This is a genomic window from Ureibacillus acetophenoni (assembly GCF_900220965.1).
Lineage (GTDB): Bacteria > Bacillota > Bacilli > Bacillales_A > Planococcaceae > Ureibacillus > Ureibacillus acetophenoni.
This window is the reverse complement of the sequence record NZ_OBQC01000005.1, coordinates 141,539-156,600: the sequence shown is the minus strand read 5'-3', so window position 1 is coordinate 156,600 and position 15,062 is coordinate 141,539. Positions and strand designations below refer to the sequence as shown.

The following is a 15,062-nucleotide window of genomic DNA, read 5'->3' as shown; positions in this document are numbered from 1 at the left end:
AGTTTACCTTCAAGTAAGATATAAGTAAAATTAATATAAATAATATGTGGTATAAGGAGTACTTATATGATTGGAAACTTAGATTTATATAGAATATTTAACGTCGTAAGTAGAAATAAAAGCTTTTCCAAAGCAGCACAGGAATTATATATGACACAATCTGCAGTAAGTCAGGCTATTATGAAGCTTGAGAATGAGTTAAAAATTCAACTTTTCTATCGAACATCTAAGGGAATAGTGTTAACAAATGAAGGGAAATTATTATATGAATATATTAATTCGGCTTTAGGAATGATTAACGTTGCAGAAGAAAAGATATTAGAGATCAATAAATTAAATACTGGACAGTTACGTATCGCGGTTGGAGATACGATCTCTCGATACTTTTTATTACCTTATTTGGAGGATTTCCATGCAAGATACCCGGGAATTAAATTAAATATATTAAATGGAACTACATCAGAAATTTGTGATTTTATAAAATCCGGAAAGGCCGATGTGGGGATATGTAATTTACCAATCGATGACGAAAATATTCAAATCATCCCTTGTAAGGAGGTTCAAGATATTTTTGTGTGTGGGGAAAAATTTAAAAAAATCGCGGAAAAGCGAGTTAGTTTAGAATTTTTAATGAAGATGCCACTAATATTTTTAGAAAGAAAGTCGAACTCACGAATGTATGTAGAGAATTTCTTCAAAAAGAGAGGTTATCAAATTTCACCTGCATTTGAACTTGGCTCACATGATTTAGTTTTAGAATTTACACGGATAAATCTAGGTATTTCTTGTGTCGTAAAAGAGTTTTCAAGTGCTTATTTAGAAAGCGGAGAGTTACACGAAATAAAGCTAGAAGAGGAGATTCCAAGAAGAAGTATAGGAATTTGCTATTTAAAAAATGTTCCGTTATCCCGTGCTGCTGGAAAGTTTGTTGAAAGGATACATAAAGTCTAAGGGTATTAAATGTGCTAAGAAAATTAGGCAACTAGATAATAAAAGGGGCTATTCAAAAATGAACAGCCCCATAACACATTATTTAGGTTGTAATGTCACTTCAACAATATCTCCATAGTGAATAATGGTATAGTAATTTTCTTCTTTTGTTACCTTTAAATCTTCTCCAATAATGTCTAATTCAATAGGAGAATATATTTTTATCTCTTGCATACCTTTAGTTCCTAATGTTAGGTTAATTGAATTATCTTTAGTTTCAATAGAAACTGGACTATTAGTTTTTACGATATGAATCGTATCAAAAATTGTAGTTTCATCAACAAATTCAACATTAATCGGTTGTTCAACTCCAAGATAATAGCTTTCATTTCCTTCATAATAGAACATGCTTGATGTATTTATTTTTTGATCTTTAAATTTTTCACCGGGCTCAAGCTTTATTCCAAGAGTATGTTTATATTCGTTAACATGTTCAGGTACATTTGAGTAGTCAGGAACTACAGTAATCTGACTATCTGTGACTTGTACATCAACCTTTGTATAAAACGTATTTAACATTGCGCGGGCCATTTGTTCCTCAGTCATAAAGGTATATGAATATTGACCTCTAAAATTATTCATAAATGTAATCTCATCTAATACCTTTTGGTAAACTTCTGTCCCTGGATCCATACTATGCTCAACATGTTCAAAATACGTAAGTGGAACATCATATTTAGCCAACCCCTCCCAAGCTTGTGGGAAATTTAGGCCATTTGGTGCTGGTGAGAACAACATAAATTCCTGGAAAGCTTGATTATTGGTACTATCAGGGAGCATAAAAGGAATAACCATTAAAAATTCCTTTCCATCCCGTGGAGCAGTTTTTACGTTAGGTGGGTTAAAACCAAAGTTCCACCAAATTCCCATTTCTTTTTGATTATTGAATGATTGCAATGCATTTTTATTAATACGCCAAGTATGATGATTAACCCCTGTATCTGTATCCCAAGGAATTCCAAGATCATTAAATGCCTTCTTATGAAGTTCCATTTCACGTTTTTCTGCTTCATCCGACATATATTCATTTAAATACATATGTGGGATAAGTGGGATATGTTTGTTTTGTACATATTGAATATTTTTTTGGAACTCCTCTTTATAAGGGAATAGTGGGTCGTCAATTGCATATGGACTACCATATTCTAAATGCCCGGTAATTAAATCCTTCTTACCGTCATTATTCCAATCAATAACAGCTGGTACTGCAAAATGTCCAACCTTTACAGTATTAGTACCAAAGAAGTTTTTTGTATTTCCAGTAATCGGTCCCTCATTCACTAAATTACCTTGGCTATCGCGAAGGACAAGTGAAATTTCACCATTTCCATCTCCGACTAGTAAATCTTTCTTGCCATCTTCATTCCAATCAATAGCAAAAGGAGCAGCGTACTCATTAACTTGTAAAACACCATCTGTTGTTTTAATAGCAATTGGTGCTTCAAGTTCAGTGCTTCCTTCTTTTAAATTTTCATAGAAATAAAGTTGACCATTTGGAAGTCCGACTAATAAGTCAGCAATGCCATCCTCATTCCAATCTGTTACAAATGGTGATATTGCACCACCTAGGTTAAGTAGATTTCCATCTACTTGGAATGAAACAGCAGCCTCAAAAGTTTGGTTACCTTTATTTGCAAATAAGAACACGTTGCCATTTCCGTCACCTACGAGTAAATCATCATGTCCGTCATTATTCCAATCATATACATGTGGAGCTGCATTTTGATTTACATGTATACCTTCTAGCATTTGTGGTTCCTTAAATGTTAAATCCGTCGCTTTACCCGTATTCTCTAGGTAGTAAACATTTCCATTGTATGAACCAATGAATAGATCTTGCTTAGAATCTTGGTTCCAATCATTTATTGAAATATAAGCACGATATGGTTCTGTAATAGGTGATAAAAGAGAGTTGTAACCTGGGTAACTTTCAAATTTCAAAATATCGCTTTCCGTTTTTATAGCTTTTCCAGCAGAAAAGAATGAGTTTTCTTCAACATTTACAAACTTAGGATCTGAATTACTTCCTATATTTTCGATAAATCGAAGGGATTCATACCATCGTCCACCACGATAACTTCCTCTTACAACGGAAAATGTTGGAATTTGATTATGAACTTCAAGCAAATCAGTAAATCTAATCATATCTTCTAGAACAAAGGAATAGAGCGATTCATAATGGGCTTGCCATGCAAGTCCTGGTCTACCATATGGGCCGTAAGTTTTTTGAATTGCGAACCCATGTTTTTCCTTTGATACAAATTTTAATAATTCGTTTCTAAACAAGTAATTTGCACTGGCATATCCAAAGTGGAAATATTCCTGGTCATTTTCAGGCACTAGGTCAAAGCGTGTAATAAACTGTTCATTTGGTAAGAAATTGTTAGCCCAGATTACGTGACCATTTCCTGTATCATTTACAGTAAGTAACGATAAGTCACCTTTTTTCACCAGTGGTGTAGCTGTGTTTACAACTGCAGCCTCTTTAAAATTTATATGAAGTTCTGGGTCAAGTCCCTCGTACTGATCATAAACATCACTAAAGGACTTCCAAACAGTTTGTAGACCTTGTAAGTTTAAACGAACTTCTGGGTAAGTAAATGTTAATTGATTATCAGTTACTTCTTTGAGTTGTTCAATTCCGGTAAAATTTGAAGGAAACTCTTGTGCGTATTCATGAGATAAAAATAAAGTTCCTCCATTTTCTACGTATTCGATAAGTTGCTCTTTAATAGGAGAGCTCTCAAGATTTAAATTTCTATCTAAATAAACTAAATCGTATGAGTCACTTGTGGAAAATTCATCTAGTGATTTTACCTCAACATTGACATCTGCAACTAATGTTTGTTGGAAGTGATGTAAAATACTTTTAGAGTTAAATTCCTCTCCGTTAAACAAAATCAATAATTGAACTAAATTATTCGAAGGGTCAGAAGGGGTGTTTTTAATATTTTCTTCTGGATTTTTTACGAAGTTATTAATTTCTTCATTATTCTGTGTACAGCTAGCTAATATAGTAGCAAAGATTAACAAGATTATTGCTGCAAATTTTATTTTCATTTGTAGAACTCCTTTATAAATTAAAAAACAGATAAGAGGAAAGAGGATAATAATGAAATGTATGACATGACTTATATGTCTTTCCAAACTTTCGTTTTCCCATTCAATTGTAAAGTTAAGATACTAAAAAATCTAATTTATTATTTAGATTAGATTTATATATGGAAATGCCATTTTATAAATTTGCTCCTAAGGTGACACAAAATGGTTTTAAACTTAACCCACTTTAAGATCTTCTTCACTTGTTGTAATAAGAAAATGGAATTGACAAGTTGAGGAATTCTATTAAACTAAAAATAAGTTTTATCCTCAGTCTTTTTCTTATATGCTCCTTTGCAAATCTTCTTTTGCCTTTTAATATCTCCATATTAAATTAGATTAAACTCACTTTTATTACCCGAATTACTCATTAATATTTTTCTAGTGAAGAAATAAGTAATGGAGATGTGTTAAGTAACGATTAATATTTGTAATTTAGTAACGGTGTAAATTCCCGTAGTTATATATTAGCAAATGACCATTAGATAGGAGGATAGATACTATGGGGTTTGAAGAAGTATATCAAACTTTTATGAATGACCATTTACAGGCAAGAACTGGTGAACGACTGCGACGATTACAAGAAGGTCATAATCATGCTGAAATGTTGTTTTTAAAACAGGTGTGGTGGCCATTATTTAACCATTTCCGGTTTCTACATCCAGAATATGAAGTTAATGATTACAAAGATGGAAAAAGATATTTGGATTTTGCCTATATTCGTCCTGCCATCCGTATTTGCTTTGAAATAGATGGTTATGGTCCTCACTTAAGGAACATAAGCAGATGGCAATTTTCCGACAGCTTAGAACGGCAAAATCAATTGGTAATTGATGGATGGACGGTGATTCGCTTTTCTTACGACCAAGTAAAAGAGCAGCCTCGTCGATGCCAACAAATTGTACAGCAAGTGATTGGCAGATGGTTAGGGGATGAGATGGATCAGACCACACTGACCATAGTGGAGAAGGAAGTACTTCGGCTAGCGATCCGAAAAGGAGAAAACATAACACCTAAAGAAGTCGAGAAGTATTTGAACCTAAGTACGAAGACAGTAAGAAATATACTTTCTAATCTCGTAGATAAAAAGATGCTTGTTCCCGCATCGGGGACTGTGAGAATTCGTTCTTATCGTTTGGGTGATCAAATTAAAAGCCCAATCTAGTAAATAGGGGTAAAATTTACCCCTATTTAGTAAACAACCCTAAAAATAGTTAAAATAGGGGGAGAATTTACTCTTATTGACTTTAAAAAGGTGAAAAAGGGCGATATTTTAATACTTAACGGTAAAATTTCCCCTTATTCGCTCCGAAATAATCCACATTTTGAAAATAACGGTAGAATTTACGCTTATTCTAATATTAAAATGCAAATCTATGCTTGCCAAACAGATTATTTAGTGAAAATCCCTATATTTTTATGAACCGTAACACCCCCCACTCGTTAACTGAGTGGGGGGTGTTGATTTCATTACGTTCTTAATTTTCTTCCCTGAGGGCATCTAGGAATAGTTGTCCAAGATTACCTTTTCCTTCGAAACCTAAATCACGTAGGCCATTGTCAATCACCGTTAATACAGATAGAACCTTATCAGTGAAGGCATTTTCGCCCATATGGCCAATACGCAAAATCACATCTTCATATTGTGCTAAAGAAGTAGCGATGTATAAGTTGTAAGTTTCTTGGATGTGGTTTTGTAGTCGTAATGCGCCTATTTCTGATGGAATGATGACTGCCGTTACCGTATTAGAGGCTCCTGATTCTACAAATAAAGATAGTCCATAGTCTTGAACAGATTTTCGCACGGCTTGTGCAATTTTTGCATGTCGATCATAAACCGCTTTTTGCCCTTCATTTAAAATATTGTCTAATGCAACTTCTAATGCTTCAACAGTGCTTGCAGGCATTGTATAAGGTAATGTACCTTTTTCGATATATCCATTGAAAATTTGTAGGTTTGCATAATATGAAGCAATCGGTGTTTTACGGTTATTCATCGATTTTTTAGCGTCATCACTAATGGAAACAATCGCTAATCCTACAGGTGCTGAGATGGCTTTTTGAGTTCCACCGCAGCAAATATCGATTTGATTTTTGTCAACATCAATTGGTTCCCCAACCATTCCAGCAACAGAATCAACTACTGTTAGAATTCCATATTCTTTTAATAAGGGTGAGAGTTGACTAACATCATTTAAAATAGCCGTTGGTGTATCACAATGAACAAATGTTGCATATTTGAAGTCATGATCTTTTTCTAAAAAATCACGAACTTCTTCAACTGGAATGGATTTTTGATAGTCAAAGCTTAATACAACAGGCTCTCCACCATACATTCTGACAAAATCCTTAAACCCTTCTCCGTATATACCGTTATCAAGTACAAGGACACGGTCACCAGGCTCAGTTAAGCTTGCACAAGCAGCTTCTAAAGCGAGGATCCCTTCTCCAGCTAGTAACAGTACTTCATTTGTAGTGCCCATAACCTTGCCCATCTTTTGGCATACTTCATGATAATATTGTATAAATTCTTTATCAAAATCAGTGTTATTTGTCTTTTTAGCTAAAGCTAAGCGAACATTCTCTCGTACATCTGTTGGTCCTGGTGCATAGCTCGGTTTAAATCTCATTTATATCGACCCTTTTCAATCAGTATATTTATGGGATTAGGTTAACAAATTGTTGATATCTTTAAAAGTATCAGATTATTCGAAAGTTTAGGTGTCACATTATAAAAGTGTTATTTATTATTTGAAAAGTTAGGTGGATTATTCTCAATTGAAAACTACAGAATTTATTAAAACTTAGCCTTTGGAAACTGGTAATAGTGAACAAAGAAAAGCCACGGGTAGGTTACTTTACTCTTAAGTAAGGTATACCTGACCACGTGACCCTATAATGGTTAGACTTTATTAAAAATATTTTTCTTTATAACTAAGTAATTCTTAATGGCAAAATTTAAATAATATAGATTAGCTCTAATTTCAAACTCTTCCCTCGACTTAGGCAACTCTGTTTCACGTATGGATTCTTCATACTTATCTAAATGTTGTAATGCAATAGTTGTATCTCCCGAATCTACATGTTGACTAATGTTCAAAAAGATATTAGCAAGCATTCCTCTTTGTTTAACATTTAACTCTGATGTAGAAACAATGCTTATAATAGGAGCCATCTGATTTAGTATCTCCAATTGGTCTTCCCGCATTTCAAGATAGAAATAATCTTTATTTTCTTTTCTTAAAAGATGATTTTCTACATCTTGAATGACAATGTTTTTAGCTTGGTTAAGAATATTTTCTACTTCAAGTAATTCTTTTCCATCCCAGTTTCGTTCACTATTCTTTAAAAATGCTGAGAATTCGTAGAGTATAACACTAAACTTTTTTTCAATTTCAGTTTTATATTTTTCAATTTCTTTTTTAAAGCTTGGCATAATACTGTTTACAAGTAAGGCAATACCAATACCGATGAAAATAATATAGAGTTCATTTAATAAGTTTTCTAGGTTGGCTTCCTTTACTACATATATATGTAAAACAATTACGATACTCGTAATTAATCCTTCCTGAATACGGAGTTTTACAAGAATTGGAACAAAAAATAAAATAAATAAAGTTAAAACGATTGGATTGTATCCTAATAGTTCAAAAAATATAGAGCCAAGAAGTAAAGATAAAAGAGAAGCGAAAAACTTTTTCTGAATGGAATGTAATGTCTTTTTCTTTGTTGTTTCAATACACATAATAACGATGATCGCTGCGAATGATGCAAATTCCAATTCAAGCAATGTCGCAATCCAAATTGCCAATCCTGCTCCTATTGCAGTCTTAATCGTCCGATAACCCATTCCAACCATAAGCACCATCCTGTTGTTCTTTTGTATTTGTTAGACTTGAAGATATTAATTATAGAGAAATATTGGGACTTAAAAGTTTCAGGACAGTGAATATTAATGCAAAAGTATATGTATCCTTGTCCATTTTTCTGTATACATTTATTATACAATTTGTGATGGAGAGTTTGTAAAATTACCTCTTTTTAACGTGTTTCCCATAAGAAGATGGAGACGGTTCATATTATTATGAACGTCTCCTAAACTGATTATATGGACAAACTACTAAAGGACCCCCAATTTTCTTGAACAATAAACTGTGGGTAAGTGGATATGAAGTTAACGATAATCATAGCATTATCAAGGTTAGGGTATTTGCCAAATAATAAATTATCACCGTATCGAATTGCAGTTAGTGCAAGTGGTAACTCACGTCTAAAGATTTCTGTTCGTTTTGCAGAAGTTTTATAATCAAATTCTCCTTGGTCTATATATAAATAAACATAGAAATATAGAAAGCCTTCATAAAATAACCACTCACCTATGACTTCATCTCTCATTTTGCGATTTACTTCATCCCATGCATATTCGTTTCCTATCGTTAAAAATAAATTTCCGGTATTATCAGAGTGGGTAAGGGTGTAGCGTCTTGGAACGATAGGATGTGAGGCAGTTATGCCATCCTTAAATTTAACAGAGAGTTTTTCTGGATTGAACTTACTCGAAGTTAATCACTCCAATCTATTTTTGTAACAATATGCGGATGTATGCTAATTAAATAGTCAAAAGTCATGAGTGAAGGAAATTTGATTAATACTAATAAAGAATTCAACTATTTTTCTTTTAAAACACATCAATGTAATAATAGTAATGGGGATTTAACGTCTAATAAGAATAACTAAAGATGAATTTCTAGGAGCAACATGAGGAGGCAAATTGGTGAAAAAACTAGGATTATTATTACTGTTTATAGGTATCATATTAATTGCAATTTTTATGTTTACGGATATACAAATGTCTTTTAATTTCTGGCTAATTGGATTTTTGGTCGGTATGCTAGTTTCAGCTGCAGGTATGGTACTGTTAATTATTGATTTAGCAAAAGCTATTAAGGCAGAAAAATTAGCAAAGAAGAATAATTAAGTTTTAAATTTTTTTTCATAGAAAACAGTCTAATTCGTATCATTAGACTGTTTTTTATTTTGGATTAAATTGAAAGAAACCCCTTACAAAGATATGTGACACAATTATGACACAAAATGTATACTTTTTTAGAACTGAAATGATATATAATAGGGACATTAATTTTCGTAAATTGATATAAAAATACCTGAAATAAATATATATATCTTATATTTTTACTTTAAATACGAATTATAATTGAAAAAAATAATATATTGTTCGTTATTTAATGTTTTGGGTTAAAAGATTAGGAGTGTTTATTAAATGAGTAAATTTAACAATAAGTGGCTTCGTGCTGTAATTCCAGCATTGCTAATTCACTGTAGTATTGGCACAGTTTACTGTTGGTCTTTGTTCAAGGGGGATATTGCCTCTTACATGGGAAATACTGTCGGTGAAGTGGAATGGGCATTTAGTTTAGCAATTTTTGTCCTTGGTATGTCTGCAGCTTTTGGTGGAAAGTTCGTAGAAAAAGATATACATAAGTCATCATTATTAGCAGCACTATTTTTTGTAGTAGGGATGGCTGGAACAGGGTTCTTTATTTATCAAAAATCATTAATTGGTGTTTATATTTCATACGGAATTATTATGGGAATTGGGCTAGGAATTGGCTATTTAACTCCTGTAAAAACTTTAATGCTATGGTTTGAGAAGCAAAAAGGATTAGCGACAGGACTTGCTGTTGCAGGTTTTGGTTTAGCAAAGGTAATTGCAAGTCCATTAATGGAAGCATTACTTGGAGAAAGAAACAGCGATGGGATTTTAGTAAATCCTACAAATATTTATACGATGTTTTATATTTTAGCAGGGTTATATTTAGTGATGATGTTTATAGGACATTTACTTTTAAAGAAACCAGATGGATATGAGGAAGAAAGTATCCAAAGTACGAGATTTAGTTATAGAAAAGTATTGAAGAATAAAACATTTATCGGAATTTGGCTTATGTTTTACATTAATATTACTTGTGGATTAGCTTTAATTTCTCAAGAAAAAGGTATGTTAGTGTACATAGGATTTGGGGCAATTGGCTTAGTTAGTTCGTTAACAGCAGTTTTCAATGCGGGTGGACGAATTGCTTTCTCTTCATGGGGTGACCGTTTAAAAGATCGTAACTCAATCTATAAAGTTATTTTTATCTCTTCTATTATAACTATTCTACTAACGATTATGTTTAACGGTATTAACCCTACTATTTCGGCGTTCCTAGTTATTACTTTACTTTGTATCGTAAATGCAGGTTACGGAGGGGGATTCTCATCATTACCACCATTACTATCTGATCGTTTTGGTATTGATAGCATTTCAACTGTGCATGGATTAGCTTTATCTGCTTGGGCCTTTGCAGGGTTAAGTGGTAATCAGTTAAGTGCTTTTGTTCTAGAAAAAACACAATCCTATGACATATTGTTATTTGTTATTATGGCTCTTTTTGCTATCGCAACTTTAATTAGTATATTCGTTGTAAAACCTGAAAAAGTGTTTTTTGACAGTAAAGAACAATTAAATAGAAAAGAAGAAGTAGTAGCAAATTAATTAATGTAAAAAGGGATGTCTTGATATAAGGCATTCCTTTTTCATTTCTTACAAAAGTTTGTCCTTTAGGGAAATTGACCATTTCATAAATCATACATGTTATGATAGAAACATTATGCTTTTTAAGGAGAGACCAAAAACTATGAATATACCAATATTATTTGAGGATAATCATCTGCTTTTGGTGGAAAAACCAATTAATGTCCCAGTTCAGGAAGATCGTAGTGGAGATCCTGATTTGTTAACGATATTAAAAGATGACTTGAAAGTTCGATACCAAAAACCAGGCAATGTCTACTTGGGACTTGTCCATCGACTGGATCGCCCGGTGGGTGGTGTTATGGTGTTTGCGAAAACTTCAAAAGCAGCTTCAAGACTATCGGACCTGCTACGGAAAAATGTAATTGAACGAAATTATATAACAGTTGTTTATGGAACACCAAAGAAGAAAAGGGGTCAACTAGTACATTATCTTCTAAAAGATAGTCGGAAAAATAAAGTGTCTGTTGTTTCACCTAATCATCCAGAAGGGAAAAAAGCTGTGCTAGATTTTGAAGTTTTAGAATCAAAAAAAGGTTTCAGCTTACTTTCTGTTAATCTTCATACGGGGAGACCTCATCAAATTCGAGTTCAATTGTCTAGTATGGGCAACCCTATATACGGTGATCAAAAATATGGAGAACGTTTTAGTAAAGTTGGGCAACAACTTGCACTTTGGGCTCATAAAATTCAGTTTGAACACCCGGTAAAAAAGGAACCTATAAAAGTAGAATCAATACCACCTAGTAAGAATCCATGGAATTTATGGGAGAAAGTTAAAATTAGAAAGCCAGAGAAGGGTACCGAAGTTTCACATGAAACAGTTGATGAGAGGCAGTTAATCTTCAAGTAACTATCATTGGAAAAAGATGACGTACTAATGCAAAAAGAATGTGTTTTCCAAACTTGTCTGGAGCACATTCTTTTATTCATTCTATTAATGTTTAAAATGTATACCGAGAAACTTGTTCATCCCCAATAATAAGCCCTTCTACCTCACTAAATCCCATTTTTTCATAAACAAGTTTTGCATGAACATTCGTTGGCTCATAAGAAAGTGTAATTGTTTGATGACGATCTTCTTTCATATTCTTAATATCTTCTATTACTAATTTTACTGCTTCTTTTCCATATCCTTTCCCTTGATATTTCTCATCAATCATCATACGGTATATCCAGTATTCATGGTCATCTTCGTCAATACCATAAAGTGCGAAGCCCACCATTTCTTCGTCGTTATAGATTCCTTTTGCATGGAAATTTTCAAGAAAATTTAACTGTGCCAACGATACTGCATTTGTCGCAACAAAATTTCGTTGATCTTCTCTTACTTTTAGTGAAATAGCCTTAATCCAGTTATCCTGTGTGATCGGTTTTAAATGTAACATCCCTTTTCCCCTTTATTATTCAATTGTTTAATAATTAAAATTTCAAAATTTTTTAATTATAGAAAAGTTTTAACAGTTAGTAAACTATTAGTCAATAAGATTTTTACCTAATCCGAATTATTAAACAACGTCTACTGCGACTTATAAATTTATTGCTTTTATTTCCTACCAATCACTAACAAATAGTATACTTGTAGTAATAAATCTCCTAAAGGAGGGGCAGTATGAGACACTTCTACATAAAGCAAAAGGTGTTTAGTCTAAAAGGCAAATTTACCGTAAAAGACCAAGAAGAAAATGATGTCTATTATGTTGAGGGAAGTTTTATGCGAATTCCTAAAACTTACTCCATTATGAATACTAGACAAGAGGAAGTAGCCCTTATTACAAAAAAAACGTTTAGCTTTTTGCCAAAGTTTTATGTTGAGGTAAATGGTCGAGATATATTAACCATTAAGAAAGAGTTTTCGTTTTTAAAAGCACGTTATACGATTGATGCGGCGGGAATTGATGTGCAAGGTAACTGGTGGGACATGGAATTTGAGGTGTACCAACATGGTGAATTAGTTGCTCAAGTAAGTAAAGAATGGTTCACTTGGGGAGACAGTTATAAAGTTCAAGTAATAAATGAGGAAATGGAAACAATCATCATAGCGCTTGTTGTTGCAATTGATTGTGTAAAAGCTGATCAAGCAGCAGCATCATCATCAGCATCCTTTTAAAAATGAAGAGGGTTCGTATTAATTTATAAAACAGTGAAGAAATCATCATACTGTTTGAGGATGATTTAGAGAGTTTGAAGGAGCGATTAAAATGACACAATCATTAAATGGAAAAGTTGCATTTATAACGGGTGCAGCAAGAGGAATTGGTAAGGCAACTGCACTTCATTTAGCCAAAGAAGGCGTAAATATTGGTTTACTAGCAAGAACAGAGGCTACGTTAAAAGATGTGGCAACAGAGATCGAAGGCTTAGGAGTAAAAGTTGCTTATGCAGTAGCAGATGTTTCATCAAAGGACCAAGTAGAATCAGCGATTGCATCCTTAACAAATGATTTAGGTCCGGCTGATATTCTAATAAACAATGCAGGTATTGCGAAATTTGGTTCGGTGTTAGAAATGGATCCAGAAGAGTGGAAAAAAATGATTGATGTTAACATAATGGGTACGTATTATGTTACACATGCAGTATTACCTCAATTAATTGAAAAAAATGGTGGCGACATCATCAACATTTCATCAACGAGTGGACTAAATGGAGCAGCCACTTCAAGTGCCTACAGTGCCTCAAAATTTGGTGTAATTGGTTTTACTGAATCATTGGCGCAAGAAGTACGCCGAAACAATATTCGTGTTTCTGCTTTAACTCCGAGTACAGTGGCTACAGATTTAGCTAAGGATTTAAGTTTAATTAAAGAAAACGATGAATCAAAAATAATGCAACCAGAAGACATTGCAGAATTCATTGTTAACCAATTAAAACTTAATCCACGTATCTATGTAAAAACGGCAAGCTTCATCGCGACAAATCCATTTTAGCACTCAATTAAAATAAGAGCCCCTACTTATAAAGGTAGGGGTCATAATTATTTATACTTCAACTTCACTCATTAATGCATGTATATTGTCCTCGGTGTCTTTAAAAAATGCCATCCAAATCTCTGTATTTCCCATTTTCCCTACAACATGTGGTTCATCAATAAAAGTTACTTCTTTATTCAATAGTTGTTGAAACGATTCTTTAATATCACTAACTTGAAAATAGATGACGGAACTCGGATGATTGAACTCCTCAGTTTCCGGAAGAGATAACAATATCCTCAAACCATCGCAATTAAAGAATGCTAAACGGTCCGTGTTAAATAAAAGTGAAAGACCTAATTTGTCTTTATAAAATTCTAGTGCCCTATTTAAGTCTTTAACAGGTACTCCTATTTGTCCAACTTTTTGAATTAATTTAGCCTCCACACAAAGATCCCCTTTATTATCGTAATCAATATAAAACATTTTACCAAATAATAGAAGATGTATAAACAATAGAATCACTTAAAAAAATAGGGAAATACTACATACTTGCTTATTTAATTGTAGCAGTGATATTAATAGTAATAGTTAAAAGACCAACTTAAGCAACGAACAATTCTCGATGAAAATAAAGGAGGAGTTAAACAGTGTTTGTACGAAGAAAAACAGTATATTTTGCATTGACTTTAATGCTGTTCATATTGGTTTTAGCAGCATGTGGTACATCAAATGAAGAAACACAACCTGCAGAAACGAAGGAAAATAATTCAACAACTGAATCTGCTGACAAAGGAAATTATCCTTCAGAAGTAACAGAGAACCCTATTGTGACAATTACAATGGATAATGATGAAAAAATTGTCCTTGAATTAGAGCCGAAAGTAGCTCCAAATACAGTTGCTAATTTTATCTTCCTAGCTGAGGACGGCTATTATGATGGCCTTACTTTTCACCGAGTAATTCCAGGATTTATGATTCAAGGGGGAGATCCCTTAGGAAATGGAACAGGTGGACCTGATTACTCCATTGATGGAGAATTTTCTAGCAATGGCTTTGAAAATAACTTGAAGCATGAACGTGGAGTAATTTCCATGGCGCGGTCTCAAGACCCAAACTCTGCAGGTTCACAATTCTTCATAATGGTAGAAGCAGCACCGCATCTTGATGGTGACTACGCTGCGTTTGGGAAAGTGATTGAAGGTATGGAAGTTGCAGATAAAATCGTATCAGTAGAACGAGGTAAAGCAGATAAGCCACTAGAAGATCAAGTGATGAAAAAGGTGGAAGTTGATACAAAAGGCTATGATTATCCTGAGCCAACAACTCGACATTAGCAATTTCTCAGAAATACGAGGTAATAGAATTTTACGAGGGCCGCTTCAATTACAGGAGCGGCTTTTATTTTTTACAAATATTTTCATCGAGCTTTCTTATAACCTAATTAAATCAAGTTACTATCAATATGA

13 protein-coding genes and 1 pseudogene are annotated in these 15,062 nt (G+C 33.3%); 8 read left to right on the top strand and 6 right to left on the bottom strand.

What is annotated here, in order from left to right; all coding sequences use genetic code 11:
• The first annotated feature begins 66 nt into the window (after positions 1–66).
• Complete coding sequence (locus CRO45_RS09155; protein WP_097149355.1) at positions 67–951, top strand: LysR family transcriptional regulator; 885 nt, start codon at positions 67–69, stop codon at positions 949–951.
• Positions 952–1,029: 78 nt separating this feature from the next.
• Here the strand turns inward: CRO45_RS09155 and CRO45_RS09150 are convergent, their stop codons facing one another.
• Complete coding sequence (locus CRO45_RS09150) at positions 1,030–4,050, bottom strand: FG-GAP repeat domain-containing protein (protein WP_097149354.1); 3,021 nt, start codon at positions 4,048–4,050, stop codon at positions 1,030–1,032.
• 541 nt (positions 4,051–4,591) lie between these two features.
• On the opposite strand from CRO45_RS09150, the gene CRO45_RS09145 reads away from it, so the two are divergent.
• A complete protein-coding gene (locus CRO45_RS09145) occupies positions 4,592–5,254 on the top strand; it encodes a helix-turn-helix domain-containing protein (RefSeq protein ID WP_097149353.1) in 663 nt (220 codons plus the stop codon).
• 313 nt (positions 5,255–5,567) lie between these two features.
• On the opposite strand, the gene CRO45_RS09140 is transcribed toward CRO45_RS09145, so the two are convergent.
• The 3 genes and pseudogenes from CRO45_RS09140 to CRO45_RS09130 form a co-directional block, all read right to left on the bottom strand.
• Positions 5,568–6,719, bottom strand: a complete 1,152-nt coding sequence (locus CRO45_RS09140; protein ID WP_097149352.1) for a pyridoxal-phosphate-dependent aminotransferase family protein — start codon at positions 6,717–6,719, stop codon at positions 5,568–5,570.
• A gap of 272 nt (positions 6,720–6,991) precedes the next feature.
• A complete protein-coding gene (locus CRO45_RS09135) occupies positions 6,992–7,948 on the bottom strand; it encodes an aromatic acid exporter family protein (RefSeq protein ID WP_170949446.1) in 957 nt (318 codons plus the stop codon).
• Between the two features lie 245 nt (positions 7,949–8,193).
• Positions 8,194–8,717: pseudogene (locus CRO45_RS09130) on the bottom strand (staygreen family protein).
• 143 nt (positions 8,718–8,860) lie between these two features.
• Between CRO45_RS09130 and CRO45_RS09125 the strand changes: the two are divergent.
• From CRO45_RS09125 to CRO45_RS09115, 3 genes are all read left to right on the top strand, one after another.
• On the top strand, positions 8,861–9,067 hold the full coding sequence (locus tag CRO45_RS09125) for a hypothetical protein (protein ID WP_141400325.1): 207 nt from the start codon (positions 8,861–8,863) through the stop codon (positions 9,065–9,067).
• 303 nt (positions 9,068–9,370) lie between these two features.
• Positions 9,371–10,645: an OFA family MFS transporter gene (locus CRO45_RS09120; protein WP_097149348.1), complete on the top strand. Its 1,275-nt coding sequence runs from the start codon at positions 9,371–9,373 to the stop codon at positions 10,643–10,645.
• 142 nt (positions 10,646–10,787) lie between these two features.
• Entirely contained in the window at positions 10,788–11,537 is a 750-nt protein-coding gene (locus tag CRO45_RS09115) for an RluA family pseudouridine synthase (protein WP_097149347.1), read from the top strand.
• 91 nt (positions 11,538–11,628) lie between these two features.
• Here the strand turns inward: CRO45_RS09115 and CRO45_RS09110 are convergent, their stop codons facing one another.
• A complete protein-coding gene (locus CRO45_RS09110; protein ID WP_097149346.1) occupies positions 11,629–12,072 on the bottom strand; it encodes a GNAT family N-acetyltransferase in 444 nt (147 codons plus the stop codon).
• Between the two features lie 224 nt (positions 12,073–12,296).
• On the opposite strand from CRO45_RS09110, the gene CRO45_RS09105 reads away from it, so the two are divergent.
• Positions 12,297–12,794, top strand: coding sequence for an LURP-one-related/scramblase family protein (locus CRO45_RS09105; RefSeq protein WP_097149345.1), 498 nt, complete (start codon positions 12,297–12,299; stop codon positions 12,792–12,794).
• Between the two features lie 91 nt (positions 12,795–12,885).
• Positions 12,886–13,611: a 3-ketoacyl-ACP reductase gene (locus CRO45_RS09100; RefSeq protein WP_097149344.1), complete on the top strand. Its 726-nt coding sequence runs from the start codon at positions 12,886–12,888 to the stop codon at positions 13,609–13,611.
• Between the two features lie 51 nt (positions 13,612–13,662).
• On the opposite strand, the gene CRO45_RS09095 is transcribed toward CRO45_RS09100, so the two are convergent.
• Complete coding sequence (locus CRO45_RS09095; protein ID WP_097149343.1) at positions 13,663–14,040, bottom strand: VOC family protein; 378 nt, start codon at positions 14,038–14,040, stop codon at positions 13,663–13,665.
• 203 nt (positions 14,041–14,243) lie between these two features.
• Between CRO45_RS09095 and CRO45_RS09090 the strand changes: the two genes are divergently transcribed.
• Positions 14,244–14,930, top strand: a complete 687-nt coding sequence (locus CRO45_RS09090; protein ID WP_235864560.1) for a peptidylprolyl isomerase — start codon at positions 14,244–14,246, stop codon at positions 14,928–14,930.
• Positions 14,931–15,062 lie beyond the last annotated feature (132 nt).